At 59.9% G+C, this 19,064-nt stretch carries 19 protein-coding genes; 11 read left to right on the forward strand and 8 right to left on the reverse strand.

Annotated elements, in window-relative coordinates:
- Positions 1–58 precede the first annotated feature (58 nt).
- From ACXAIC_RS22305 to ACXAIC_RS22325, 5 genes are all read left to right on the forward strand, one after another.
- Positions 59–1,090 carry an ABC transporter permease gene (locus tag ACXAIC_RS22305; protein WP_475185879.1) on the forward strand — a complete coding sequence of 344 codons (1,032 nt, stop codon included), beginning with the start codon at positions 59–61 and terminating at the stop codon, positions 1,088–1,090.
- An 11-nt stretch (positions 1,091–1,101) separates the two neighbouring features.
- A complete protein-coding gene (locus ACXAIC_RS22310) occupies positions 1,102–2,073 on the forward strand; it encodes an ABC transporter permease (protein WP_475185882.1) in 972 nt (323 codons plus the stop codon).
- Positions 2,074–2,078: 5 nt separating this feature from the next.
- Positions 2,079–2,630, forward strand: coding sequence for an ATP-binding cassette domain-containing protein (locus tag ACXAIC_RS22315; protein ID WP_475185884.1), 552 nt, complete (start codon positions 2,079–2,081; stop codon positions 2,628–2,630).
- Entirely contained in the window at positions 2,515–3,108 is a 594-nt protein-coding gene (locus ACXAIC_RS22320) for an ABC transporter ATP-binding protein (RefSeq protein WP_475185947.1), read from the forward strand. The genes ACXAIC_RS22315 and ACXAIC_RS22320 overlap by 116 nt, the downstream gene beginning before the upstream one ends.
- A 68-nt stretch (positions 3,109–3,176) precedes the next feature.
- Complete coding sequence (locus ACXAIC_RS22325; RefSeq protein ID WP_475185887.1) at positions 3,177–4,109, forward strand: ABC transporter ATP-binding protein; 933 nt, start codon at positions 3,177–3,179, stop codon at positions 4,107–4,109.
- Positions 4,110–4,370: 261 nt separating this feature from the next.
- On the opposite strand, the gene yghX is transcribed toward ACXAIC_RS22325, so the two are convergent.
- A complete protein-coding gene (yghX, locus tag ACXAIC_RS22330; protein ID WP_475185952.1) occupies positions 4,371–5,258 on the reverse strand; it encodes a YghX family hydrolase in 888 nt (295 codons plus the stop codon).
- A 125-nt stretch (positions 5,259–5,383) separates the two neighbouring features.
- The gene (locus ACXAIC_RS22335; protein WP_475185893.1) at positions 5,384–6,244 is read right to left on the reverse strand and encodes a LysR family transcriptional regulator; all 861 of its coding nucleotides are present in this window, start codon (positions 6,242–6,244) and stop codon (positions 5,384–5,386) included.
- Positions 6,245–6,334: 90 nt separating this feature from the next.
- Between ACXAIC_RS22335 and ACXAIC_RS22340 the strand changes: the two genes are divergently transcribed.
- Positions 6,335–7,105, forward strand: a complete 771-nt coding sequence (locus ACXAIC_RS22340) for a TSUP family transporter (protein WP_475185897.1) — start codon at positions 6,335–6,337, stop codon at positions 7,103–7,105.
- A gap of 67 nt (positions 7,106–7,172) precedes the next feature.
- Here ACXAIC_RS22340 and aroC read toward each other — a convergent pair whose 3' ends face one another.
- The 4 genes from aroC to fabI all read right to left on the reverse strand — a co-directional run bounded on the left by aroC (position 7,173) and on the right by fabI (position 11,225).
- Complete coding sequence (gene aroC, locus ACXAIC_RS22345) at positions 7,173–8,258, reverse strand: chorismate synthase (protein WP_475185904.1); 1,086 nt, start codon at positions 8,256–8,258, stop codon at positions 7,173–7,175.
- 121 nt (positions 8,259–8,379) lie between these two features.
- Positions 8,380–9,549 carry a DUF3095 domain-containing protein gene (locus ACXAIC_RS22350; protein WP_475185908.1) on the reverse strand — a complete coding sequence of 390 codons (1,170 nt, stop codon included), beginning with the start codon at positions 9,547–9,549 and terminating at the stop codon, positions 8,380–8,382.
- Between the two features lie 131 nt (positions 9,550–9,680).
- On the reverse strand, positions 9,681–10,325 hold the full coding sequence (locus tag ACXAIC_RS22355) for a histidine phosphatase family protein (RefSeq protein WP_475185912.1): 645 nt from the start codon (positions 10,323–10,325) through the stop codon (positions 9,681–9,683).
- A gap of 81 nt (positions 10,326–10,406) precedes the next feature.
- A complete protein-coding gene (fabI, locus tag ACXAIC_RS22360) occupies positions 10,407–11,225 on the reverse strand; it encodes an enoyl-ACP reductase FabI (protein WP_475185915.1) in 819 nt (272 codons plus the stop codon).
- 170 nt (positions 11,226–11,395) lie between these two features.
- Here fabI and ACXAIC_RS22365 point away from each other — a divergent pair, with 170 nt between their 5' ends.
- The 3 genes from ACXAIC_RS22365 to ACXAIC_RS22375 all read left to right on the forward strand — a co-directional run bounded on the left by ACXAIC_RS22365 (position 11,396) and on the right by ACXAIC_RS22375 (position 16,103).
- Positions 11,396–12,808 carry an FAD-binding oxidoreductase gene (locus ACXAIC_RS22365; protein ID WP_475185919.1) on the forward strand — a complete coding sequence of 471 codons (1,413 nt, stop codon included), beginning with the start codon at positions 11,396–11,398 and terminating at the stop codon, positions 12,806–12,808.
- A gap of 1,051 nt (positions 12,809–13,859) precedes the next feature.
- A complete protein-coding gene (gene dnaA / locus ACXAIC_RS22370) occupies positions 13,860–15,323 on the forward strand; it encodes a chromosomal replication initiator protein DnaA (RefSeq protein WP_475185923.1) in 1,464 nt (487 codons plus the stop codon).
- A 348-nt stretch (positions 15,324–15,671) separates the two neighbouring features.
- Complete coding sequence (locus ACXAIC_RS22375) at positions 15,672–16,103, forward strand: glyoxalase superfamily protein (protein ID WP_475185926.1); 432 nt, start codon at positions 15,672–15,674, stop codon at positions 16,101–16,103.
- Positions 16,104–16,176: 73 nt separating this feature from the next.
- Here ACXAIC_RS22375 and ACXAIC_RS22380 read toward each other — a convergent pair whose 3' ends face one another.
- Positions 16,177–17,037 carry a class I SAM-dependent methyltransferase gene (locus tag ACXAIC_RS22380; RefSeq protein ID WP_475185930.1) on the reverse strand — a complete coding sequence of 287 codons (861 nt, stop codon included), beginning with the start codon at positions 17,035–17,037 and terminating at the stop codon, positions 16,177–16,179.
- Between the two features lie 79 nt (positions 17,038–17,116).
- The gene (locus ACXAIC_RS22385; RefSeq protein ID WP_475185935.1) at positions 17,117–17,866 is read right to left on the reverse strand and encodes an SOS response-associated peptidase; all 750 of its coding nucleotides are present in this window, start codon (positions 17,864–17,866) and stop codon (positions 17,117–17,119) included.
- A 134-nt stretch (positions 17,867–18,000) separates the two neighbouring features.
- On the opposite strand from ACXAIC_RS22385, the gene ACXAIC_RS22390 reads away from it, so the two are divergent.
- Positions 18,001–18,513: a hypothetical protein gene (locus tag ACXAIC_RS22390; protein WP_475185940.1), complete on the forward strand. Its 513-nt coding sequence runs from the start codon at positions 18,001–18,003 to the stop codon at positions 18,511–18,513.
- Between the two features lie 36 nt (positions 18,514–18,549).
- Positions 18,550–18,978, forward strand: coding sequence for an NUDIX hydrolase (locus ACXAIC_RS22395; protein ID WP_475185942.1), 429 nt, complete (start codon positions 18,550–18,552; stop codon positions 18,976–18,978).
- Positions 18,979–19,064: the final 86 nt, after the last annotated feature.

Genomic DNA, 19,064 nt, shown 5'->3' on the forward strand with positions numbered 1-19,064 from the left:
CGGGCCGGTGATGCGATCAGCCGGTGCGGTGGCACCGGAAAACAATAAGGAATGCAGCTTGTCCAGTGCACCGGTCGACAGCAATATGTCCGAAAGGGAACCTGTTCCCGCAGTTTCCGGGCAAGGCCCGTGGCAAAAGGGCTGGCGTTTACTAAGGTCGGACAAGGCGGCAGTCACAGCCTTCTGGATCCTGATCCTCATCATCATATCGTGCGTGTCTGCCCCGCTTTATGCCCGCTACGTTTCGCAAACGGATCCGTTCCGCTCAAATCTGAGCGGCAAGATCATGATCGACGGCAAGCGGACAAAAATCATGCAAGCCTCAACCGAAGGGCTCGGTTTGGGCGTCACCCCGATCGGCCCGACATTCAAACCGCAATATTTTCTGGGCGCCGATGCCCAGGGCCGCGATGTGGCAGCAAGGCTGCTCTATGGCGGGCGCAATTCACTGCTCATCGCAGGCAGCGCAACCCTGATCTGTCTTGTCCTGTCAGCAGCGGTCGGCATAAGCGCAGGTTTTCTGGGCGGTGTGACTGATATGGTGCTGTCGCGGATACTGGAAATCCTGTGGGCGTTTCCCGTCTATCTGCTGGCCATATCGCTGTCCATCGTCTTGATTTCGCAAGGCGTGGCAATCGGCCCTTTTGAGATAACCTCTGGCAGTCTGCTGCTCCCGATCGGCATTATCGGCATCATCTACGTGCCCTATATTGCCCGTCCTGTGCGGGGGCGGGTGCTGTCCTTGAAGAAAAGTGAGTTTGTCCTGGCCGCGACAGGCCTTGGGATTCCGCGCTGGCGCATTCTTGTAAAGGACATTCTGCCGAATGTGAGCACGACATTGATTGTCTATGTCCCGCTGATGATGGCGCTCAACATCGTGACGGAATCAGCCCTGTCATTCCTGTCAATCGGGGTGCAGGCGCCAGACGCAAGCTGGGGCACCATTATTCAGGATGGCCAGACCCTGCTTTACAGCCGGCCGGTCGTGGCTCTTGCGCCGGGGCTCGCCATCGTGGTCACCGTTCTGGCCCTGAATGTTCTGGGGGACAGCGTGCGGGACGCGCTCGACCCGAAAACAAAAATGCGCTGAGGGAGGACACAATGCTGTTTGGATTGATGCAACGTCTCGCCCAGATGCTTTTCGTCATGTTTGGCATTTCCGCGCTGGTCTTCGTGATCTTTTTTGCAACCCCAGGCGCAGATCCGGCAGCCCGGATTGCGGGCCGCAACGCTGCCCAGGAAACCGTTGAAGCCATCCGGAAGGATTTCGGCTTCGACAAACCCTTGCCAGTTCAATACGTGCTCATGATGAAGCGGTTGTTCGTGACCCAGGACCTGACGTCTTTTGTCAACCGGGGGCTGAAGGTTGTTCCACAGGTTCTCTCCGCAGCCCCGGTCACCTTGTCGCTCGTATTTGGAGCAGCCGTTTTGTGGGTGGCCGGCGCGATTTTTGTCGGTGTCATTGCCGCCATGACCAAAGACACGCTTATCGACAAAGGCTTGATGGTGCTCGCCCTAATTGGTGTCTCCATGCCGGTGTTCTGGCTCGGGGAAATGATGAACCTGGTGTCGCAAAGCCGCTTTCACGACACATGGCTGTTCTCCTGGGTACCTGGGCTTGGCTATAAGCCGCTGCTCAGTGAGCCCGTGGGATGGTTCAAGACCCTTGTTATTCCCTGGTTCACGCTTGCAGCCCTTTATATCGGTATCTATGGGCGGGTGCTCAGGGCCAATCTGGTCGAGGCCTATCAGGAAGATTATATCCGCACTGCCCGCGCAAAAGGGCTCGGGCCAATGCGCATTATGCTGCGCCATGCCTTGCGCACATCCCTGATCCCCTTTGTCACCATGTTCGGGCTTGATTTAGGCGTCCTTGTCGGCGGTGCGGCCTTGTTGACGGAAGTTGTGTTCGGATTGAACGGTGTTGGCAGGCTGACCTACCAGGCGCTGCTCAATCTCGATCTGCCGATGATCCTGGCAACGGTCATGTACGCATCGTTTTTCGTGGTGGTGACAAACACGGTGGTCGACATGATCTATGGCCTTATCGACCCGCGGGTCAGGGAGGCCTGAGCGTCATGAACCAGACAGAAAACCCCGTCTTGCTGGATGTGCAGGGCCTCACCGTATCTTTCGCAACGGATCATGGACGGCTGAAAGCCATTGATGATGTCTCCTTCACCGCGCGGGAGGGGGAAATACTGTCAATTGTCGGAGAATCCGGCTCGGGAAAATCAGTGACCTTGCTGTCGCTTCTTGGGCTAAACGACCCGGCAACCACCTTTGTGGAAGGGTCCGTATCGTTTCGCGGGAAGCGTATTCTTGAAATGACAGACCGCCAGATGCGCAAGATACGCGGCAAGGAAATTGGACTGATTTCGCAGGACCCCATGACAGCACTGACGCCCGTCCATACGATCGGCTGGCAGATCGCAGAACAAATCCAAACGCATGAAAAAGTTTCAAAGGCGGTGGCTCGCAGGCGGGCTGTCGAACTTCTTGGGGGAAGTCGGTCTGCCCAACCCGGGCGAGGCCGCCGGCCGGTATCCGCATCAATTGTCCGGTGGTATGCGCCAGCGGGCGGTCATTGCGATGGCGCTGTCCTGCAATCCGGCCCTTCTGGTTGCTGATGAACCGACGACCGCTCTTGATGTGACCGTGCAAGCCCAGGTGCTGGAGCTGCTGCTGCGCCTGCGCAAGGATTTCGGCTCCGCGATCATCCTGATCACCCATGACATGGGCGTTGTGGCCAAGGTCGCCGACCGGGTGAATGTGATGTATGCCGGGCGCGTTGTGGAACGCGGATCCACGGACGCGATTTTTTCTGACCCGCTCCATCCCTATACCTGGGGTCTGCTGGCTTCTATCCCGCCTTTGCAGGCCAGGGTCCGGCGGTTGCCATCCGTGCCCGGCCTGCCGCCAACACTTGAAACGATACCTGCCGGTTGCGGATTTGCCCCAAGATGTGAATTTGCCCACGAGGCCTGCAGCAGACGCCCCCCGTCCCGCAAGCTTGAAGGCGGGGATCATTCTGCACTTTGTTTCCTGCAAACCGAAACGCGCGGCACCTTGCGCCGGAAAATTCTCACACCGGATGAAACGGCATGATTGAACCCCCTGCAACGCCTCTTCTCTCGGCCCGCCATTTGAACAAGCAGTTTACAGTTGGAAAGAGCATGCGCCCGGGGTCAGGGCGCACACTTTATGCGGTCGAAGATGTGTCCCTTGAGGTCTATCCGGGGGAGACCCTTGGTCTTGTTGGCGAATCCGGCAGCGGCAAGTCGACCCTGGGGCGCTGTATGACCCGCCTTTACGACCTCACCAGCGGTACTCTGGTCTTTCGGGACACGGATATTTCAAGCGCCAGCCCCGGCCGCTTGCGTCCGGTCCGGCGGGACATGCAAATGATCTTCCAGGACCCGTCCGCCTCCCTCAATCCCCGCCGCAAGGTCCGGGACATCCTTGGGGAAGTCTTAAACGTACACAAGTTGCGTCCGGCTACAGGTATTGAGGCAAGGCTGCAGGAGCTTATGGATCTTGTGGGCTTGAGGACAGAGCACCTGGAGCGCTATCCGCATGAGTTCTCGGGCGGGCAGCGCCAGCGGATCGGTATTGCCCGCGCGCTTGCGGTTGAACCAAAGCTGATTGTTGCCGATGAGCCAGTGTCCGCGCTGGATGTTTCAGTGCAGGCGCAGATCGTCAACTTGTTTTCGGATCTGCGCGAACGTCTCGATCTGACCTATATTTTCATTGCCCATGATCTGGCCGTAGTCAGGCAGGTTTCGACCCGTGTCGCCGTGATGTATCTGGGCTCGATTGTGGAGACAGGGGAAACCGGTCTTCTCTATCATGTGCCCAGACATCCCTATACCCGGGCGCTGATGTCGGCGATACCGCACCCGCAAAACCGTGGCGAGCATGCGCCGGTTCCGTTGAAGGGCGAAATTCCAAGTCCGCTGGACCCGCCCAAGGGCTGCAAATTCTCGACCAGATGCCCCTTTGCAAGCGACCTGTGCCACCGCGAACGCCCGAAGCTGAAACCGGTCACAGAAACCCAAAGTGTCGCCTGTCACTTTCCCCTGGCGCCCGGGCCGCAGCAGGACGCGTGACACTTCTTGAAACGAACAATCCGATTGTTGTGCTCTGAAGCCCCACGTCTCTAAGATTGAGGTGTGGCGTTTTTTGCTGAAGTTTCGTCGGATGGCATAGGGCTGAAACGTTCTTAATCCTACCCTGCACAGTTACGGTGAAAGCCCGCCAGGAACACTGGCGCGAAGCGACCTGGAAGGCTTTGACATCAAGACCAACCAAACGGAAATCATCGACAGCTAACCGGGCAGCCCCGGCCGCTGCCGGGATGTGCCCCGCAGCTACATCAGGTTTTCCTTGAAGAATGCGATGGTTCTGTCTTCAGCCAGTTTGGCCGCTTCCGCGTCAAATCTGGGTGTTGTGTCATTGTGGAAGCCGTGATTTGCGCCCGGATAGATATACGCCTGGTAGGTCTTGTCATGGGCGTTGAGCGCTTCCTCGTAGGCAGGCCAGCCAGCATTGATCCGCTCGTCCAGTTCCGCATATTGCAGCAGAAGCGGCGCCTGAATCTTTGGCACATCTGCGGCATCCGGCTGACGGCCGTAAAAGGGCACCCCGGCGGCCAGTTCAGGATAGGCAACTGCGATCGCATTGACCACACCACCGCCATAACAGAAACCGACAGCGCCGACCTTGCCCGTGCTCTCATCGCTTTTTAGCAGATACTCAAACCCGGCAAAAAAGTCGTTCAGCAGTTTTTCGCGGTCGACAGTGCGTTGCAGCTCGCGGCCCTTGTCGTCCGTCCCGGGATATCCACCAACAGAAGTCAGGCCGTCCGGGGCCATGGCCAGGAACCCGGCCTTGCCCAGGCGCCGCGCAACGTCTTCGATATAGGGATTGAGGCCCCGGTTTTCGTGAATGACCAGAACCGCAGGCAGCTTGCCGGTGCTTGCCGCCGGTTTGACCAGATAGGCATTCACTGAACCGTGCCCGTTTGGGGACGGATAGGTGATCCTGCGGGTTTCAATCGCAGCATCATCCGGATCGACCTGCTGGGCGAGCGCATAATTGGGCGACAGCTGGTCGAGCAACATGGCGGCCGTGACGCCGGCCACAGCATATTTCGCCGCGCCACTCAGAAACTCGCGTTTCGTGATCCGGCCATGGGCATAATAGTCGTAAAGGTCCAGAAGCTCTTGCGGAAAATCCTTCGCCGTCATCCGGCGCACCGGGGTCACCTCATTCATCACGCTCTCCGATTGTGGCAAAACATCTGTGCATCTTGAAACATAGGGGCCTGCAGGCGGGCATCCAGCAGGAATTTGCAACACCCTTCCGCTCCTCCCCTGCACAGTTACGGCGAAGGACTGCTGAACACCGCTTCGATCCATTTGCTGACGGCACGCATGCGGGCAAGGCCGCTCTGGTCCACATGCTGTAGCAGCCACACTTCCCTCCGCAGATCTGGCGCAGGACCTGACTGCCTTTCCAGCCTGCTGTCCTGATCCCCGATCACCCGAGGCACAACGGAGCGTCCCAAGCCGGCGGCAATCGCTTCAACCACCCCTTCAAGATCGCTTGGACGGATGGAGGCAACCGGTGCGTCCCCGCCGCGCAGATATTCAGCCATCCAGCGCGCCTGGGGCAGAAAACGCATGGTCTCGTGATAGAAGATCCACGGCAGCACAGCACTGTCTGCGCCCGCTGGGCCGTAGACCGCATGATCGAGAACCGCAATCCGCCGCGCCTTGACCGCCTGCCCGCCGTCCTCCGGACGCCCCAGCCGCACTGCCATATCCGCTTCCCGCCGTGTCAGACTGACATTGCGCGTTTCGGAGGCCAGATGCAGTTCGATCCCGGGATGGGCCTGCGCAAAGCCCCGGACCTTTGGCAGCAGCAGCCGCGTGTTGACCACCGGCACCGATGATACCCGCACAATGCCTTCTTCCGCCAGCTCGGCGCCGGTGAGATCCGCCTGCAGCCGGCTTACGCCGGTCTCCATCGCCTCCGCCTGCAGAACGGCGCGGTGGCCCGCCTCCGTCAGCATCACGCCCCCTGTACCGGCGCGCTCGATCAGCTGCGCCCCGCTCTCGCGCTGCAAGGCCGCGATCCGCCGGGAGACGGTGGTCGCATCGACAGTCAGGCGCTCCGCAGCCCCGGAGAGCGACCCGGCGCGGTCAAGCGCCAAGAGATATTTGAGGTTTTCCCAGTTCATGCCTGCAGTATTGCAGGTTAAGTCTGCATTTTCGAGAATTTACAGACATTCCTGCAGCTTGCTAAAGCGTCCGGCACAACGACATGGATCATGATGATGTTTGACGCTCTCAGCGGCTGGACTGGCCTGCCTCTTTCCCATCTTGCCTTCAGCGCGGGCATGGCCTTTCTGGCCGGTGCCGTGCGCGGCTTTTCAGGCTTTGGCCTGTCGGCGGTGCTGATGGCCTCCATTGTCGTCATCCTGCCGCCGATCGACCTGATCCCGGTGTGTTTTCTTCTGGAAGCGGCCGCCAGCCTTGTGATGTTCAGGGGCGGATTTCGCGATGCTGATCTCCGCACCGCGCTCACCCTGGCCATCTGCAGCGCCATCGGCGTTCCAATCGGTCTGTCCCTGACCACCAGCCTGCCGGTGGATCTGTCCAAATTGCTGGCATTGCTTCTGGTGCTGACGCTGGTTGGATTCCAGCTTTTGAAAGTGACCCTGCCGCTGGGCCGGAGCCGCCTTGCCCTGCCCGGAACCGGTCTGACCGCAGGCATTGTCAGCGGCCTTGCCTCCGTGGGCGGCATGGTGATCGCCCTATACATTCTCAATTCCGCACGGGCGGCGCGCGAAATGCGTGGCGCGCTGGTGCTTTACCTGTTTTTCGGCATGCTGACTTCTTCGGTCACCCTGGTCTGGTTCGGCCTTTTGAACCAGACGGCGCTCGCCCGGGGCGCTGTTCTGGCGCCTATGGTTCTGATCGGGGTCTTTGCTGGCAGCCGGGTGTTCGGCCGGACCCTGGACCAAACCTACAAACGCAGCTGTCTTTATCTATTGGCAGTCTTCGCCTGCGCCGGGCTGATCCGGCTCGTGCTTTTCTGACACGCCAAACCTGACCAGGCTGAAAGGCACAGCGCGCCAGCACAGCCCATCAGCTCCGGCCTTCAGCTTAGCCCACCTGGCCCCGGTGGCGCAGGAGATGATCGGCCAAAACACAGGCCATCATGGCTTCGCCCACCGGCACGGCCCGGATGCCGACGCAGGGATCGTGGCGGCCCTTTGTCATCACATCAACCTCCTCGCCCTTGCGGGTGATCGACTTGCGTTGTGTCAGGATGGAGGATGTCGGCTTGACGGCAAACCGCACCACCAGCGGGTCGCCATTGGAAATCCCGCCCAGCACACCGCCCGAATGATTGCTCAAAAAGACCGGCCGGCCCACATCGTCAATCCGGATCTCGTCGGCATTTTCCTCGCCTGTCAGGCAGGCGGCCTCAAAACCATTGCCGATCTCAACCCCTTTAACCGCATTGATGGACATCATCGCGGCAGCCAGGTCATTGTCCAGTTTTCCGTAAAGCGGCGCGCCCCATCCGGCGGGCACCCCTTCGGCCACCACTTCGATCACAGCGCCGACGGACGAGCCGGACTTGCGGATCCCGTCCAGATACTCCGCCCACTCGGCCGCTGCCGCCGCATCGGGGGAAAAAAACGGGTTGTTGTCCACCTCGCCCCAGTTCCAGCGGGTCCGGTCGATTTTTTTCGCGCCGACTTGCACAAGCGCGCCGCGAATGGTGACCCCTTCCAGCACCTTGCGGGCAACAGCCCCGGCTGCCACGCGCATGGCCGTCTCGCGGGCGGATGACCGGCCGCCGCCGCGATAGTCGCGAATGCCGTATTTGGCATCATAAGTGAAGTCCGCATGGCCCGGGCGGAACCGGTCCTTGATTTCCGAATAGTCCTTGGAGCGCTGGTCAGTGTTTTCCACCATCAGGGAGATCGGCGTGCCGGTGGTCTTTTGCTGCCCGTCCTCATCCACCATGACGCCGGACAGGATCTTGACCTGATCCGGTTCCCGCCGCTGGGTGGTGAAGCGGGACTGGCCGGGCTTGCGCTTTTCCATGAAGCCCTGGATGTCGTCTTCGGCCAACGGGATCAGCGGCGGGCATCCATCCACCACGCAGCCGATGGCCGGGCCGTGACTTTCCCCCCAGGTGGTGACACGAAACAAATGGCCAAAACTGTTGTGCGACATGAGGGGACTTCCAATCTCCAGCGGCAAAGACGTCAGGCGCCGAGCGATAAGGCAAAGCGTGTGCAAGCTCAACCCCCAGATCCGGCGAGGGTGCCGCCCCGATCCAGCGCAAGACCGTGCGTCAGGCCATTTGCAGGGTGGATTGGCGCTGCTTGAACTCTGCCGCCGCCAGGGAGAGACCGCCATTGGAGCCGTCAACAAAGTGGATGTGCTGGCTGTTGGCCATGTCGCGCACAAAACAGGTCATCAGCGCTGCGTCGGATACATGCAGGCCATAGACCGCCTCGCCGCTGTCATAGGCTGCCTCAAGCGCGCCCTTGAGGCTCCTCAGCTGATCCGGGGTCAGGTCAAGGACCAGCTGGAGACTGTCACCGATCTTCCGGTGATCTGTGTTGAGGCTGAGTTCCTTGAAATATGTCTTCGGATCAAACGGACCGATGCGCAGGCCGGTGGTATAGCACCAGACAAACACCAAGCTTTCCAACAGACGACCAGCCCAGCCCCGCAGCGTCTTTCCGGCAAAGACCAGGGCGACCTCCAGGCGGAGCCCTCGGGGCGGAAACCGGAACTTGAGCCGGGGCTTGCTGGCCAGCCGGGTTCTTGTGTCCTCCAGCAAAGGGTTGAACCCAAGCTCCGCCGCGATTCGTTCCATGAGACTGGTCAAGGACACGGCCCCGACCGGTTTGACGATCAGGGACACAATATGACCGTTTTGCGCGGGCAGCGGCTCCCACCGGCAAGACAGGCCGTCCAGCGGCGGCAGATCCGGCCGGTCCGGTGCAATGGCATAGGGTCGGACAGCGTCCGGATCTTTCAAAATATGGTCTGCAAGATCCAGTCCGTCGCCGACAATCATGGCAAGCGGGTTGCCCGGGCTCAGGAGATATTTGCGCAGCCGGATATCACCTCCCCGAGCCCTCAGATCGGCCACGGGGATCGCTGCGGCCCGCAGGTCCAGTTCCATCACCTGCCGCGCCAGGTCGGCAACCCCGGCAAGCGCTTCCTGTCCCTTTTCAAGATCGTGGCGGGGCACCAGAAGCATGGCCCCGTCGCCGCCAAAGACAAAGGGCACCCGGTCGCGGCCAACACTATTCAGGACAGCTGCAATCACCGCTGCCCCGGTCATGTTGACATCCTTGTAGCGCCCCTGGGCGACCGCATCCCCGGAGCGCACGATATCGGCAGCAAGCACATACCAGTCGCCGGGCACCGGCCGGTAGCCCTTCAGATCGGCGGCTGTGCTGAAATCAGAAAAACTTGGCAATTCTCGGTAAAAGTCGTCTGCGGACACGGCTGCTCCCCCGGGATTGCGAAATTTACGCAGCCCTGCCTCCGCCCGATCATCGCGGACGGTCAAAGATCTCATAACAAATGCGTGTGCGGAAGGATCGCCCAGCGTTCACCGGACAGACTGTCAAACGGTCAGACGGTCTCGAACCGGCCGTCGCGCCAGACGAACACCTTGTCCTGGGGCACCTCAAGCTTCGGCACCTCGGCGCTGACGCGCTCTTCCAGAAGGCCCCGCAGCACCCGGAAGACCCCCCCATGGGCAACAGTCACGGTCGGCCGCTGAACGGTTCTCAGCCAGTCACCGATACGCTCGGACAGCATTTCATAGCTCTCCCCCTGGGGAGGGACGAACCGCCACCGGTCTGCCCGCCGCCGGGCCACCAGCTCCTGCTCTTCGTCGGCAAGATCCTCGAAGGTAAAGCCTTCCCAGGCGCCGAAGGTCACTTCCTTCAATCGGTCTTCCTGACGAAAGGCGTCCTGGTCCAGCCCCATCGCCCCGCGCACAAGGCGCATGGTGGTGCTCGCCCGGTCGAGGGGAGACGCCACAAAGTCGAACCTGTCCGGGATCAGGTTTTCCCGCTGGAAAAACGCCTTCAGCCGCTCGCCATTGGCCGTGGCCTGGCCCCGGCCCGTGGCATTCAGCGGAATGTCCCGGTGCCCCTGCATCCGGCCCTCCGCATTCCAGGCGGTCTGGCCATGGCGGATGAAGATCAGGAGCTCAGGATCATGAGGACGCTGCAGGCGAAGGGAGGGAACTGCGGCTTCAAACGCGGTCATGATAAAGTCCGGCTAAAAGGGATTGGCCGTCTTTGCGAGGCCCGGAAACCAAGGGGACGGTTAGACCGGCCCCTTTCAAGATCAGTCCTTGACGACAGAGATATCCGGCGCATCCACCGCCTTCATGCCGACAATGTTATAGCCGCAATCCACATGCTGGATCTCGCCGGTCACACCCCGCCCCAGATCGGACAGCAGGAACAGCGCGCTGTCGCCCACTTCCTCGATGGTCACCGTCCGGCGCAGGGGCGAGTTGTATTCGTTCCATTTCAGAATATAGCGGAAATCGCCGATGCCGGAGGCGGCCAGGGTCTTGATCGGCCCGGCCGAGATGGCATTGACGCGGATGTTCTGCGGGCCAAGATCCATGGCCAGATATTTCACACTGGTTTCCAGAGCGGCCTTGGCAACGCCCATCACATTGTAATGGGGCATAACCTTTTCGGCGCCATAATAGGTCAGCGTCAGGATCGAGCCGCCATCGGTCATCAGCTTTTCGGCCCGCTGGGTGACCGCCGTCAGCGAATAGCAGGAAATGTCCATGGTGCGGGCGAAGTTGTCCGAGGACGTATCGACAAACCGTCCGGTCAGCTCACTCTTGTCGGAGAAGGCCACGGCATGAACGATGAAGTCGATCTTGCCCCATTTGTCTTCCAGCGTCTTGAAGACCGCATCAATGGACGGGCCATCAGTCACATCACAATGGCCGGCAACCACGGCGCCCAGCTGCTCGGCAAGCGGCTCAACCCGCTTTTTCAAGGCATCGCCCTGATAGGTCAGCGCCAGCTCGGCGCCCGCGTCGGCCAGTGCTTTGGCAATGCCCCAGGCAATCGACTTGTTGTTTGCCACGCCCATGATCAGGCCGCGTTTGCCATTCATCAGTCCGCGCGTTTCCGCCATTGTCATCTCCGAACAGGATTCCAGTACTGCCCGCAAGGGCTGGCATCCTATGGCACAAGGGTTGGGTTCCATCAAGACTGCTGACAGAGCGAATGCACCGTCGACGTGGACGAAAACAGACACTATGTTGGCGCGCAATTTCCCTGTTAATCTTCACGAGGACATTGCTCATGGAGCGCTCCGCACACACCGGCCGTTTCGCTGAATTGATCGGTGAGGCCAACGTACTGACCACCCCTGAGGACATGGCGCCCTATCTGACCGAGTGGCGGGACCTGTATCAGGGGGTCACGCCTATGGTGCTGCGTCCGGGCACCCCGCAGGAGGTCAGCGCGGTGATGGCCTATGCCTATGAGACCGGTTTGAAGATCGTGCCCCAGGGCGGCAACACCGGCCTTGTGGGTGGGCAAATCCCGCAGGAAACCGGGGATGAGATCGTGCTGTCGCTCTCCCGCCTCAACAAGATCCGCAATGTCGATCCGGCCGGTTTCACCATCACGGTGGAAGCTGGTGTGATTCTGGAAACGCTTCAAAACGAAGCCGACAAGGCCGACCGTTTGTTCCCGCTCGCCCTCGGCGCACAGGGCTCCTGCCAGATCGGCGGCAATATTTCCACCAATGCCGGCGGCACCGCCGTCCTCGCCTATGGCAACACCCGGGACCTGGTTCTGGGGCTCGAAGTGGTGCTGCCAAATGGCGACCTCTGGAACGGTCTGCGCACCCTGCGCAAGGACAACACCGGTTATGATTTGAAACAATTATTTATCGGTGCGGAAGGCACCCTGGGGATAATTACGGCCGCCTCGCTGAAACTCTTTCCGAAGCCGAAAAAACTCGAAGCCGCCTTCGCCGGACTACCTTCCCCAGAGGCAGCCTTGAAGCTGTTCACCCTGGCCAAAGCCCAGGCCGGACCGGTGCTGACCGGCTTTGAGATCATGCCCCGGGTCGGGCTCGAATTCTGCCTCTCCCACCTGGAAGGCGCGCGTGACCCGCTGGAGGGGTCCCATCCCTGGTATGTCCTGATGGAGCTGTCCAGCGGATCGGAAGCCTTCCCGATCCGCGATCTTCTGGAGAGCATTCTTGGAGACGCCTTTGAGGAGGGTCTTGTGGAAGACGCCGCTTTCGCCCAGAATCTCACCCAGGTGCAGGACTTCTGGCACATCCGCCACGGCATGTCGGAAGTGCAGAAGCCGGAAGGCGGGTCGATCAAGCATGATGTCTCCGTTCCGGTTGCCTCCATTCCGGAGTTTCTGAACGAGGCCATGGCCGCAGTGGAGGCCTTTATACCCGGTTGCCGGCCCGTGCCCTTCGGCCATATTGGCGACGGCAATATTCATTTCAATGTCAGCCAGCCCGTGGGCGCAGACAAGGACGCCTATCTTGCCCAGTGGGACGAGATGAATGCCATCGTCCACGGGATCGTGCAGGCATACGGCGGCAGCATCTCCGCCGAACATGGCATCGGCCGCCTCAAGCGCCCCCTCCTGTCAGATGTGAAATCCGAGGTGGAACTGGCCCTGATGCGCCGGATCAAACACGACCTGGACCCGAAGGGCCTTCTGAATCCCGGCCGTATCCTTTAACGCTGCCTCTCCCGGTTCGATCACAGGCCTGGAGCATCGTGCGACAAGTCTGCACGATGCTCCAGGCGTGTCCCGGCGTCGTCAGACTCTATAATGCCAGACAAGGCCGGTTTGCCTCCAGCTCTGATCAGCACTGTCTTTATCCTGCCAAGCGTTCGTCTTACGGAGTGACAGTGCATGGACGCAGAACAGATCTGGAGGCGCTTTTACTGGTCTGATCTTGGAGTGTTGGAAGTAGTCACCTTCGCCCATATGCCGCCATGCGGGTCGCCGGGACCAAGGACCGGCAGACGGTTTCTTTCAAGAGCGAAATTTGGACACCATCTTCCGAATCCGGCTTGACTGGGGATAACCCTGTCAAGCGGGCAGTGAAGCCGATATTGATCTCTTTGTGAGGAACTGCAGGCAGCCTTCTGGCAAAACTTGGCTTTAGGCCGCTCTCCGCAGCTCTTCTCCCGAGCCCGTGCGCGCCGCACCAGCCTCCGATTTATCCCCGACTTCCGGACGAAACCTGTCTGACAGCGCCGCAATCCGGGGCCTCTTTTGCGCAGACAAAGAACGGGCGGAGGCCTCTTTTGCGGCATCCTAGGTAAAAATCGCTGATTTTTCAGAGATTTCAGTGGATGTTCCTTGAAGAATTTCACAAAAACCGCAACAAGCTTTTGAAAACTCCCGGAAAAATTTCTCACAAGTTAAATTTTTATTAAAACTGACTTCAAGCCAGAAGGCAGAGGTAAAACTGCGGAGACAGAAACTTCTTCCTCGGGGCTTTCGGCAAGTTCTGAGAGCGATGATTAGTAAGTTCTGCCAAGTAATTCCTGCGTTCAGACATCAATTCATCACAAGAAGTTACAATACCAAGGGTCTATGACCTCATAAGAATAAGCTATTTGAAATTATAGTAAGCGAAAGGTTAACGTAGCTTCATCGGCGTAAACAAGCCACCCGGTTGCAAGACCGAACAAAAGCAACGGAGCGACATGGTCACAAGACAGCTCCACGACAGTGCACGGAGAGATCGACCCCATCGTTCTCTTACATGGAGGCCACAATGCAGGTTCAGAACTTGGCGAGTTTGGATCATTGGGATCGTGTAAAGAAAGAATTGAGAAACGAACTCGGCGAAGATGTGTTTTCGAACTGGTTCGGACGCGTGAAACATGAGGAAACCGTCGGCGATTCCGTCCGTCTTTCCGTTCCTACACGCTTTTTGAAAAACTGGATTCAAAACAATTACGAAAAGAAACTCGTCGGCCTCTGGAAACGCGAAGTAGACGATATCACCCGCGTCGAACTGACGGTCCGCGGTGCGCTGCGGCCGCGCCAGCTCAATGTCACCCAGCCTCCCAAGGCCATCACTGCCCGCCGGATCAGCGGCCGGTCCGCCCCGTTTGCCAGCACGCCGCAATTCGGCGCATCCACCAGTTCCGCAGCTATCCCCTGCCTTGCTGACAGCGGCGATGAAGCGGCCACCGAATTCCTGAGCGGCACGGCGCTCAACCCGAAACTGACCTTCGAAGCCTTTGCCGAAGGGGCCTCCAACAGCCTGGCCTGCGCCGCAGTGCGCCAGATGGCTGTCGGTCATGACGGGACGCTGGACTTGTTGTTCCTGCACTCGGCCACCGGCATCGGCAAGACCCATCTGCTGCAGGCAGCGGCCAATGAAGCCCGCAAAACCGGGCGACGGGTGGCCTATCTTTCCGCAGAATTCTTCATGTACCATCTGGTTCCGGCCCTGCGCACGCCTGCGTTCCCGGTGCTGCGCCAGGCCATGAAGTCGATTGATCTTCTGCTCGTCGACGACCTGCAGTTCCTCCATGGCAAGCAGGCCCACGAGGAATTCGGCAAGACGCTGGAAATGCTGATGGAAGCGCCCAAGCAGATCATCATGGCCGCGGACCGCGGTCCCGAGGAACTCGGCACGCTGAGCGCAAACATCATGCGGCGCATCCAGGGCGGGGAAGTTGTTGGCATCCAGGCAACAGATTATGCCCTGCGGCACGACATATTGAAAAAGCGGATCAATTCTGCACGGCGCACCCATCCGGGTTTTTCCGTGCCGGACGAAGTGGCCGACTATATCGCCCGCTACGTGATTTCTTCCGCCCGGGATCTGGAAGGCGCCCTCAACCGCCTGTTCGCCCACAACCAGCTGACCAAACAGCCGGTGACCATGGATCTGGCGGAAAAGACCCTGCATGACCTGGTCCGGATCGGCGAGCCGCGCAGCATCAAGGTGGAAGAGATCCAGCAAGTTGTGTGCAAGCATTTCAGCGTCACCAAGGCCGACCTTCTGTCATCCTGCCGGGCCCGCACGCTGGTCCGCCCGCGGCAGATCGCCATGTATATCGCCAAGGTGATGACCGGACGGTCGCTGCCGGAAATCGGCCGCCGCTTTGGCAACCGGGACCACACAACCGTCCTGCATGCGGTGCGCAAGATCGAAGACATGGTCAACAAGGACAAGGCCCTTGCCCAGGAGGTCGAACTCCTCAAGCGCCTGATCCAGACCTGACGAGCTTCAGGGAACCCCCAACCCTGTAGACCCGTGGCAGCGGCCCACCCCTCTGCTGCCACACCTGCCATCGGGCTGAATTCCGCCCGGTGTCATCAAAAACCTCCCTCTCCTGAAGCCGCGCCTGCGGCTTCTTTTTTGGGCCGTTGACAGACCGTCCCCCGCCACCTACATGGAGAGGCGGTGCAAGGGGAGCCAGCCGCCCGCAGGCCTGTGCCAAGGTGAAATCCCCTCACGAAGCCAGGCTTCGATGACAGCCAACCTTCACAAGCATGTGCAGGCTGACGGCAATGCGGGCCCCCTCGAAGGCAACCAGCCTTTGCCCTGCCTTTCTTGAAAGGTAAAGCAATGACACAGTTAAGTGTTGATGCTCTCAAATCCCAGGCCAAACGGCTGCGCAAGGCGCTGGCCGCCAGTGGCCAGAACCTGTCTCACAGCGCGGCACTGGAACTGGTCTCCGCCCAGCATGGGTTCCGGGACTGGAACACGGCGAGCGCTGCGGCCGCACGGCCCAACCAGCTCGCGTTCGCCGTCGGCGACCGAGTGAGCGGTACCTATCTCAACCAGCCCTTTACCGGGGAAGTCATGGCGCTGTCCAAGGCCGCCGGTGGGGAGCGCTACCGGGTGACGGTGCAATTCGACGCACCGGTGGATGTGGTCACATTCGACAGTTTTTCCGCCTTCCGCAGCCGGGTGAGCTGTCTCCTGCGTGCAGATGGCAGGGCGGTGAACCGCCTGTCGGATGGCACGCCGCACATGATCCTGGAAAAGCTGGACTGACACGGAAGGGGCAGCGCCTGACGCTGCCCCTTCCAATAGGTGTTCTACCAGCTTCTCCCAAGCGGGACCTGTATCAACGCAGCTGCGCGGCCACAAGATGGCCCGGAACCGGAGCGCCATCTTCCAGGCGCACCGTGATCGGGTCCATAGCCAGGCAGTCAAAACCAGCTGTCTCAAGCGCGCTGCGGATATACTTTTCCCGGTGGGCAAACCGGCTCTTTGGCCCGACCATGAAGGGCTGCCCCTGAAGCACCTCTTCGGAAAGCGTCTCGGTGGAAAAGGCCAAATAACCTTGGGGCGCCAGCCGCCGGGCCGCTGCCTCCAGAAAGGGCTCAACCGTCCCCAAATACGGCAACACATCGGTTGCCGCGATCAGGTCCCAGACCGGGCGGGAGCCGTCCTCGTCTTCGAACTCCTGAAGAAACTCAACTGCTTCGCCCACATAAAGATCTTCATAGACCTCCCGGTCATAGGCGAGCTCCACAATCCGCTCCGACAGGTCCACGCCGGTCCGGTGGCTGGTGCAATCGGCCAAAGCCAGGCCGGTCAGCCCCGTGCCGCAGCCCAGATCCAGAAGCCGTGCGAACGGCCCAAGGTCCAGCCGCTTCAAAAGCTCCTGCAGCTGCAGGGGCACACAATAACCGAGCTGATCCACCAGGATCTCGTCAAAGACATCCGCATGCTGATCAAACAGGGTCGCCACATAGGCATCCGGCATTTTCAACGGGGCGGCCTCCGCCCCGATCGCAGCCAGGCGGACGCTTGCGCCGCCGGAATCTTCAGGATCAAGCTCCAATACCTTGCGAAAGGCTGCTTCCGCCCCCGCCAGATCACCGGATTTCTGCAAGCTCAGTCCCCTGTTATAGGCCTCGGCCAGCAGATCGTCATCCCCGTCCTCATCCGGTTCAGGGGCGCTTTTGTCTTTGTCGGTCATTGTCTTTCCTTGCTGGAAGCGCCCTCTCCTATCCGGCTTGCCATGGCATTGCACGAATTTTTGTGCGCACCGGCAGCGGTCAAAACAGATCCAGCTGGCTGTCCTCTGCCTGACCGGAGGGTTTCTTGCGTGAAACCGGCTTTGGCGGCACGGCCATGTCTCCAGGCGTGACCGGCCGCTGCACATCCGCATCATCATGGGCCACCTTGTTCACCCGCGTGGACACAGGATCGGCAACCAGAAAATCGTCTTCGACGGGCTGCAGCATCTTGCAGGCCTCGCGTGTCTCCACATGGGCCGTGTCCAGCCAGGCCTCAAAGGCATCCGGTTTCAGGATCACCGGCATGCGGTGATGGATCGCGGACATCATTCGATTGGACTGGATCGTCAGGATTGCGCCGGTGTCCATATCGCCGCCATCCGGGTCCGACCAGGTGTCCCAAAGTCCGGCAAAGCACATCAGGGAGCCATCGGCCGGCCGGATCCAGAATGGCTGTTTTCCCTCTGAAGTGCGCCGCCATTCATAAAAGCCGGACGCGGGAACAAGGCAGCGGTGATGGCGCATGGCCGCCCGGAAAGACGGCTTTTCAGCAGCGGTTTCCGCCCGTGCATTGATCAGGAGCGTAAAGCTTGCCGGATCCTTGACCCAGGACGGAATAAGCCCCCAGCGCACCAGATGAAACCGGCGCTGGCCATATTCATGGCGGACCGTGGCCAAAGGCTGGGTGGGCGCAATGTTGTAGCGCGGCGGAAAGTCCGGTTGATCGGTGTAGTTGAAGAACTCCCGCACAGCGTCAGGCGGTGTCGTAAGGGCAAGTCGACCACACATCTGGCTTCTCCGGACTTCACTTTATACTGCTGGCGATTCGCAACGTAGAGAGACGATTGAACTGCCACCAAGTTAGGCAATTGGAAACAAAAAAGAAGTAGCCTGTCGGCGAAGTCAATAATAAGGGGGTAAGAATGGAATGTTTGGATCCAGTTTTGGGCGCCGGAGATCTGGCAGCCGGACGGCTGGAACAGGCAAACATCAACCCCCAGACCGGACTTGCGACTGACTATCTGAACCATTTCAACGAAGTCATGATGCTTCTTGAGATGCTTCCAGACATGCCCGACTGCGCCGAAGATGTGCTGGACTGGCAACCCCTTGACTATGAAGGCCATTTTGAAAATTCCACCTTCAAGGACAAGGCGCTCGCCATCAAGGCCTATTCCGCTGCCCCTGTCTATCTGCGTGAATATCTGGAAGCTCATGTGTCCGATATCAACGCCCTTGTCGGTGACATTCAGACCCAGATACGAGAGGCTTCCAGTCCGACGGAGATTGCGTCGGACATTGCCAGCCGGGCAACCCACGAGATCAAGCCTCTGATTGCTCTTGCTGGCGCCGTCATTCACGGTCATGTTGAACCGGAAGCTACACAACACGAAGGCGATGGGGCGCAAGCGGAAATCGATGCTCTGTTCGCCTGAGCGTGAAACGCCCTCAGGAAATGCAGCACTTACGTCATGTCCCGGTTCTATCCAGATGCGCCCCGTGCAGCCGTTAGCGTTCTATGCCACCAGCAAGGCAAGGCCCTGCTGATCAAACGGGGCAAGCCCCCTTTCAAGGACCATTGGAGCCTGCCCGGGGGCGTAATCGAGCTTGGCGAAACCCTTCTGGAGGCGGCCGAGCGGGAGCTTCTGGAGGAAACCGGTGTCCGGGCGGCCCTCGGCGTCCCCGTGGAAACTTTCGATTCCATTCAAAGGGACGAAACGGGGACCGTCGTGACCCATTTCATCCTGACGATCTTTTGCGGAGAGCTGACAAGCGGAACGCCTGCGGCTGCGGACGACGCGACGGCTGCCGCCTGGTTTGGCCCGCAGGAGCTGGACACCTTGCTGACAACACCGGGCACCCCTGAACGCATCCGGCGCCACTTATACCAACCTGAATAGATAGAAACCCATCTGATGGCGCTGGTCCGGATTGGCCGGCAAGGCGCGTTGCGCAGGACGGCCTGGTTGGCCGTTCAAGCGGCGCA

This window comes from Roseibium sp. AWQ4_254 (assembly GCF_056161025.1).

Bases quoted from the DNA above. Each gene is read 5' to 3' on its own strand.
- ACXAIC_RS22310 (WP_475185882.1), top strand. From the start codon at position 1,102: ATGCTGTTTGGATTGATGCAACGTCTCGCCCAGATGCTTTTCGTCATG.
- ACXAIC_RS22315 (WP_475185884.1), top strand. From the start codon at position 2,079: ATGAACCAGACAGAAAACCCCGTCTTGCTGGATGTGCAGGGCCTCACC.
- ACXAIC_RS22325 (WP_475185887.1), top strand. From the start codon at position 3,177: ATGCGCCCGGGGTCAGGGCGCACACTTTATGCGGTCGAAGATGTGTCC.
- ACXAIC_RS22335 (WP_475185893.1), bottom strand. From the start codon at position 6,244: ATGAACTGGGAAAACCTCAAATATCTCTTGGCGCTTGACCGCGCCGGG.
- ACXAIC_RS22340 (WP_475185897.1), top strand. From the start codon at position 6,335: ATGATGATGTTTGACGCTCTCAGCGGCTGGACTGGCCTGCCTCTTTCC.
- aroC (WP_475185904.1), bottom strand. From the start codon at position 8,258: ATGTCGCACAACAGTTTTGGCCATTTGTTTCGTGTCACCACCTGGGGG.
- ACXAIC_RS22355 (WP_475185912.1), bottom strand. From the start codon at position 10,325: ATGACCGCGTTTGAAGCCGCAGTTCCCTCCCTTCGCCTGCAGCGTCCT.
- fabI (WP_475185915.1), bottom strand. From the start codon at position 11,225: ATGGCGGAAACGCGCGGACTGATGAATGGCAAACGCGGCCTGATCATG.
- ACXAIC_RS22365 (WP_475185919.1), top strand. From the start codon at position 11,396: ATGGAGCGCTCCGCACACACCGGCCGTTTCGCTGAATTGATCGGTGAG.
- dnaA (WP_475185923.1), top strand. From the start codon at position 13,860: ATGCAGGTTCAGAACTTGGCGAGTTTGGATCATTGGGATCGTGTAAAG.
- ACXAIC_RS22375 (WP_475185926.1), top strand. From the start codon at position 15,672: ATGACACAGTTAAGTGTTGATGCTCTCAAATCCCAGGCCAAACGGCTG.
- ACXAIC_RS22380 (WP_475185930.1), bottom strand. From the start codon at position 17,037: ATGACCGACAAAGACAAAAGCGCCCCTGAACCGGATGAGGACGGGGAT.
- ACXAIC_RS22385 (WP_475185935.1), bottom strand. From the start codon at position 17,866: ATGTGTGGTCGACTTGCCCTTACGACACCGCCTGACGCTGTGCGGGAG.
- ACXAIC_RS22390 (WP_475185940.1), top strand. From the start codon at position 18,001: ATGGAATGTTTGGATCCAGTTTTGGGCGCCGGAGATCTGGCAGCCGGA.
- ACXAIC_RS22395 (WP_475185942.1), top strand. From the start codon at position 18,550: ATGTCCCGGTTCTATCCAGATGCGCCCCGTGCAGCCGTTAGCGTTCTA.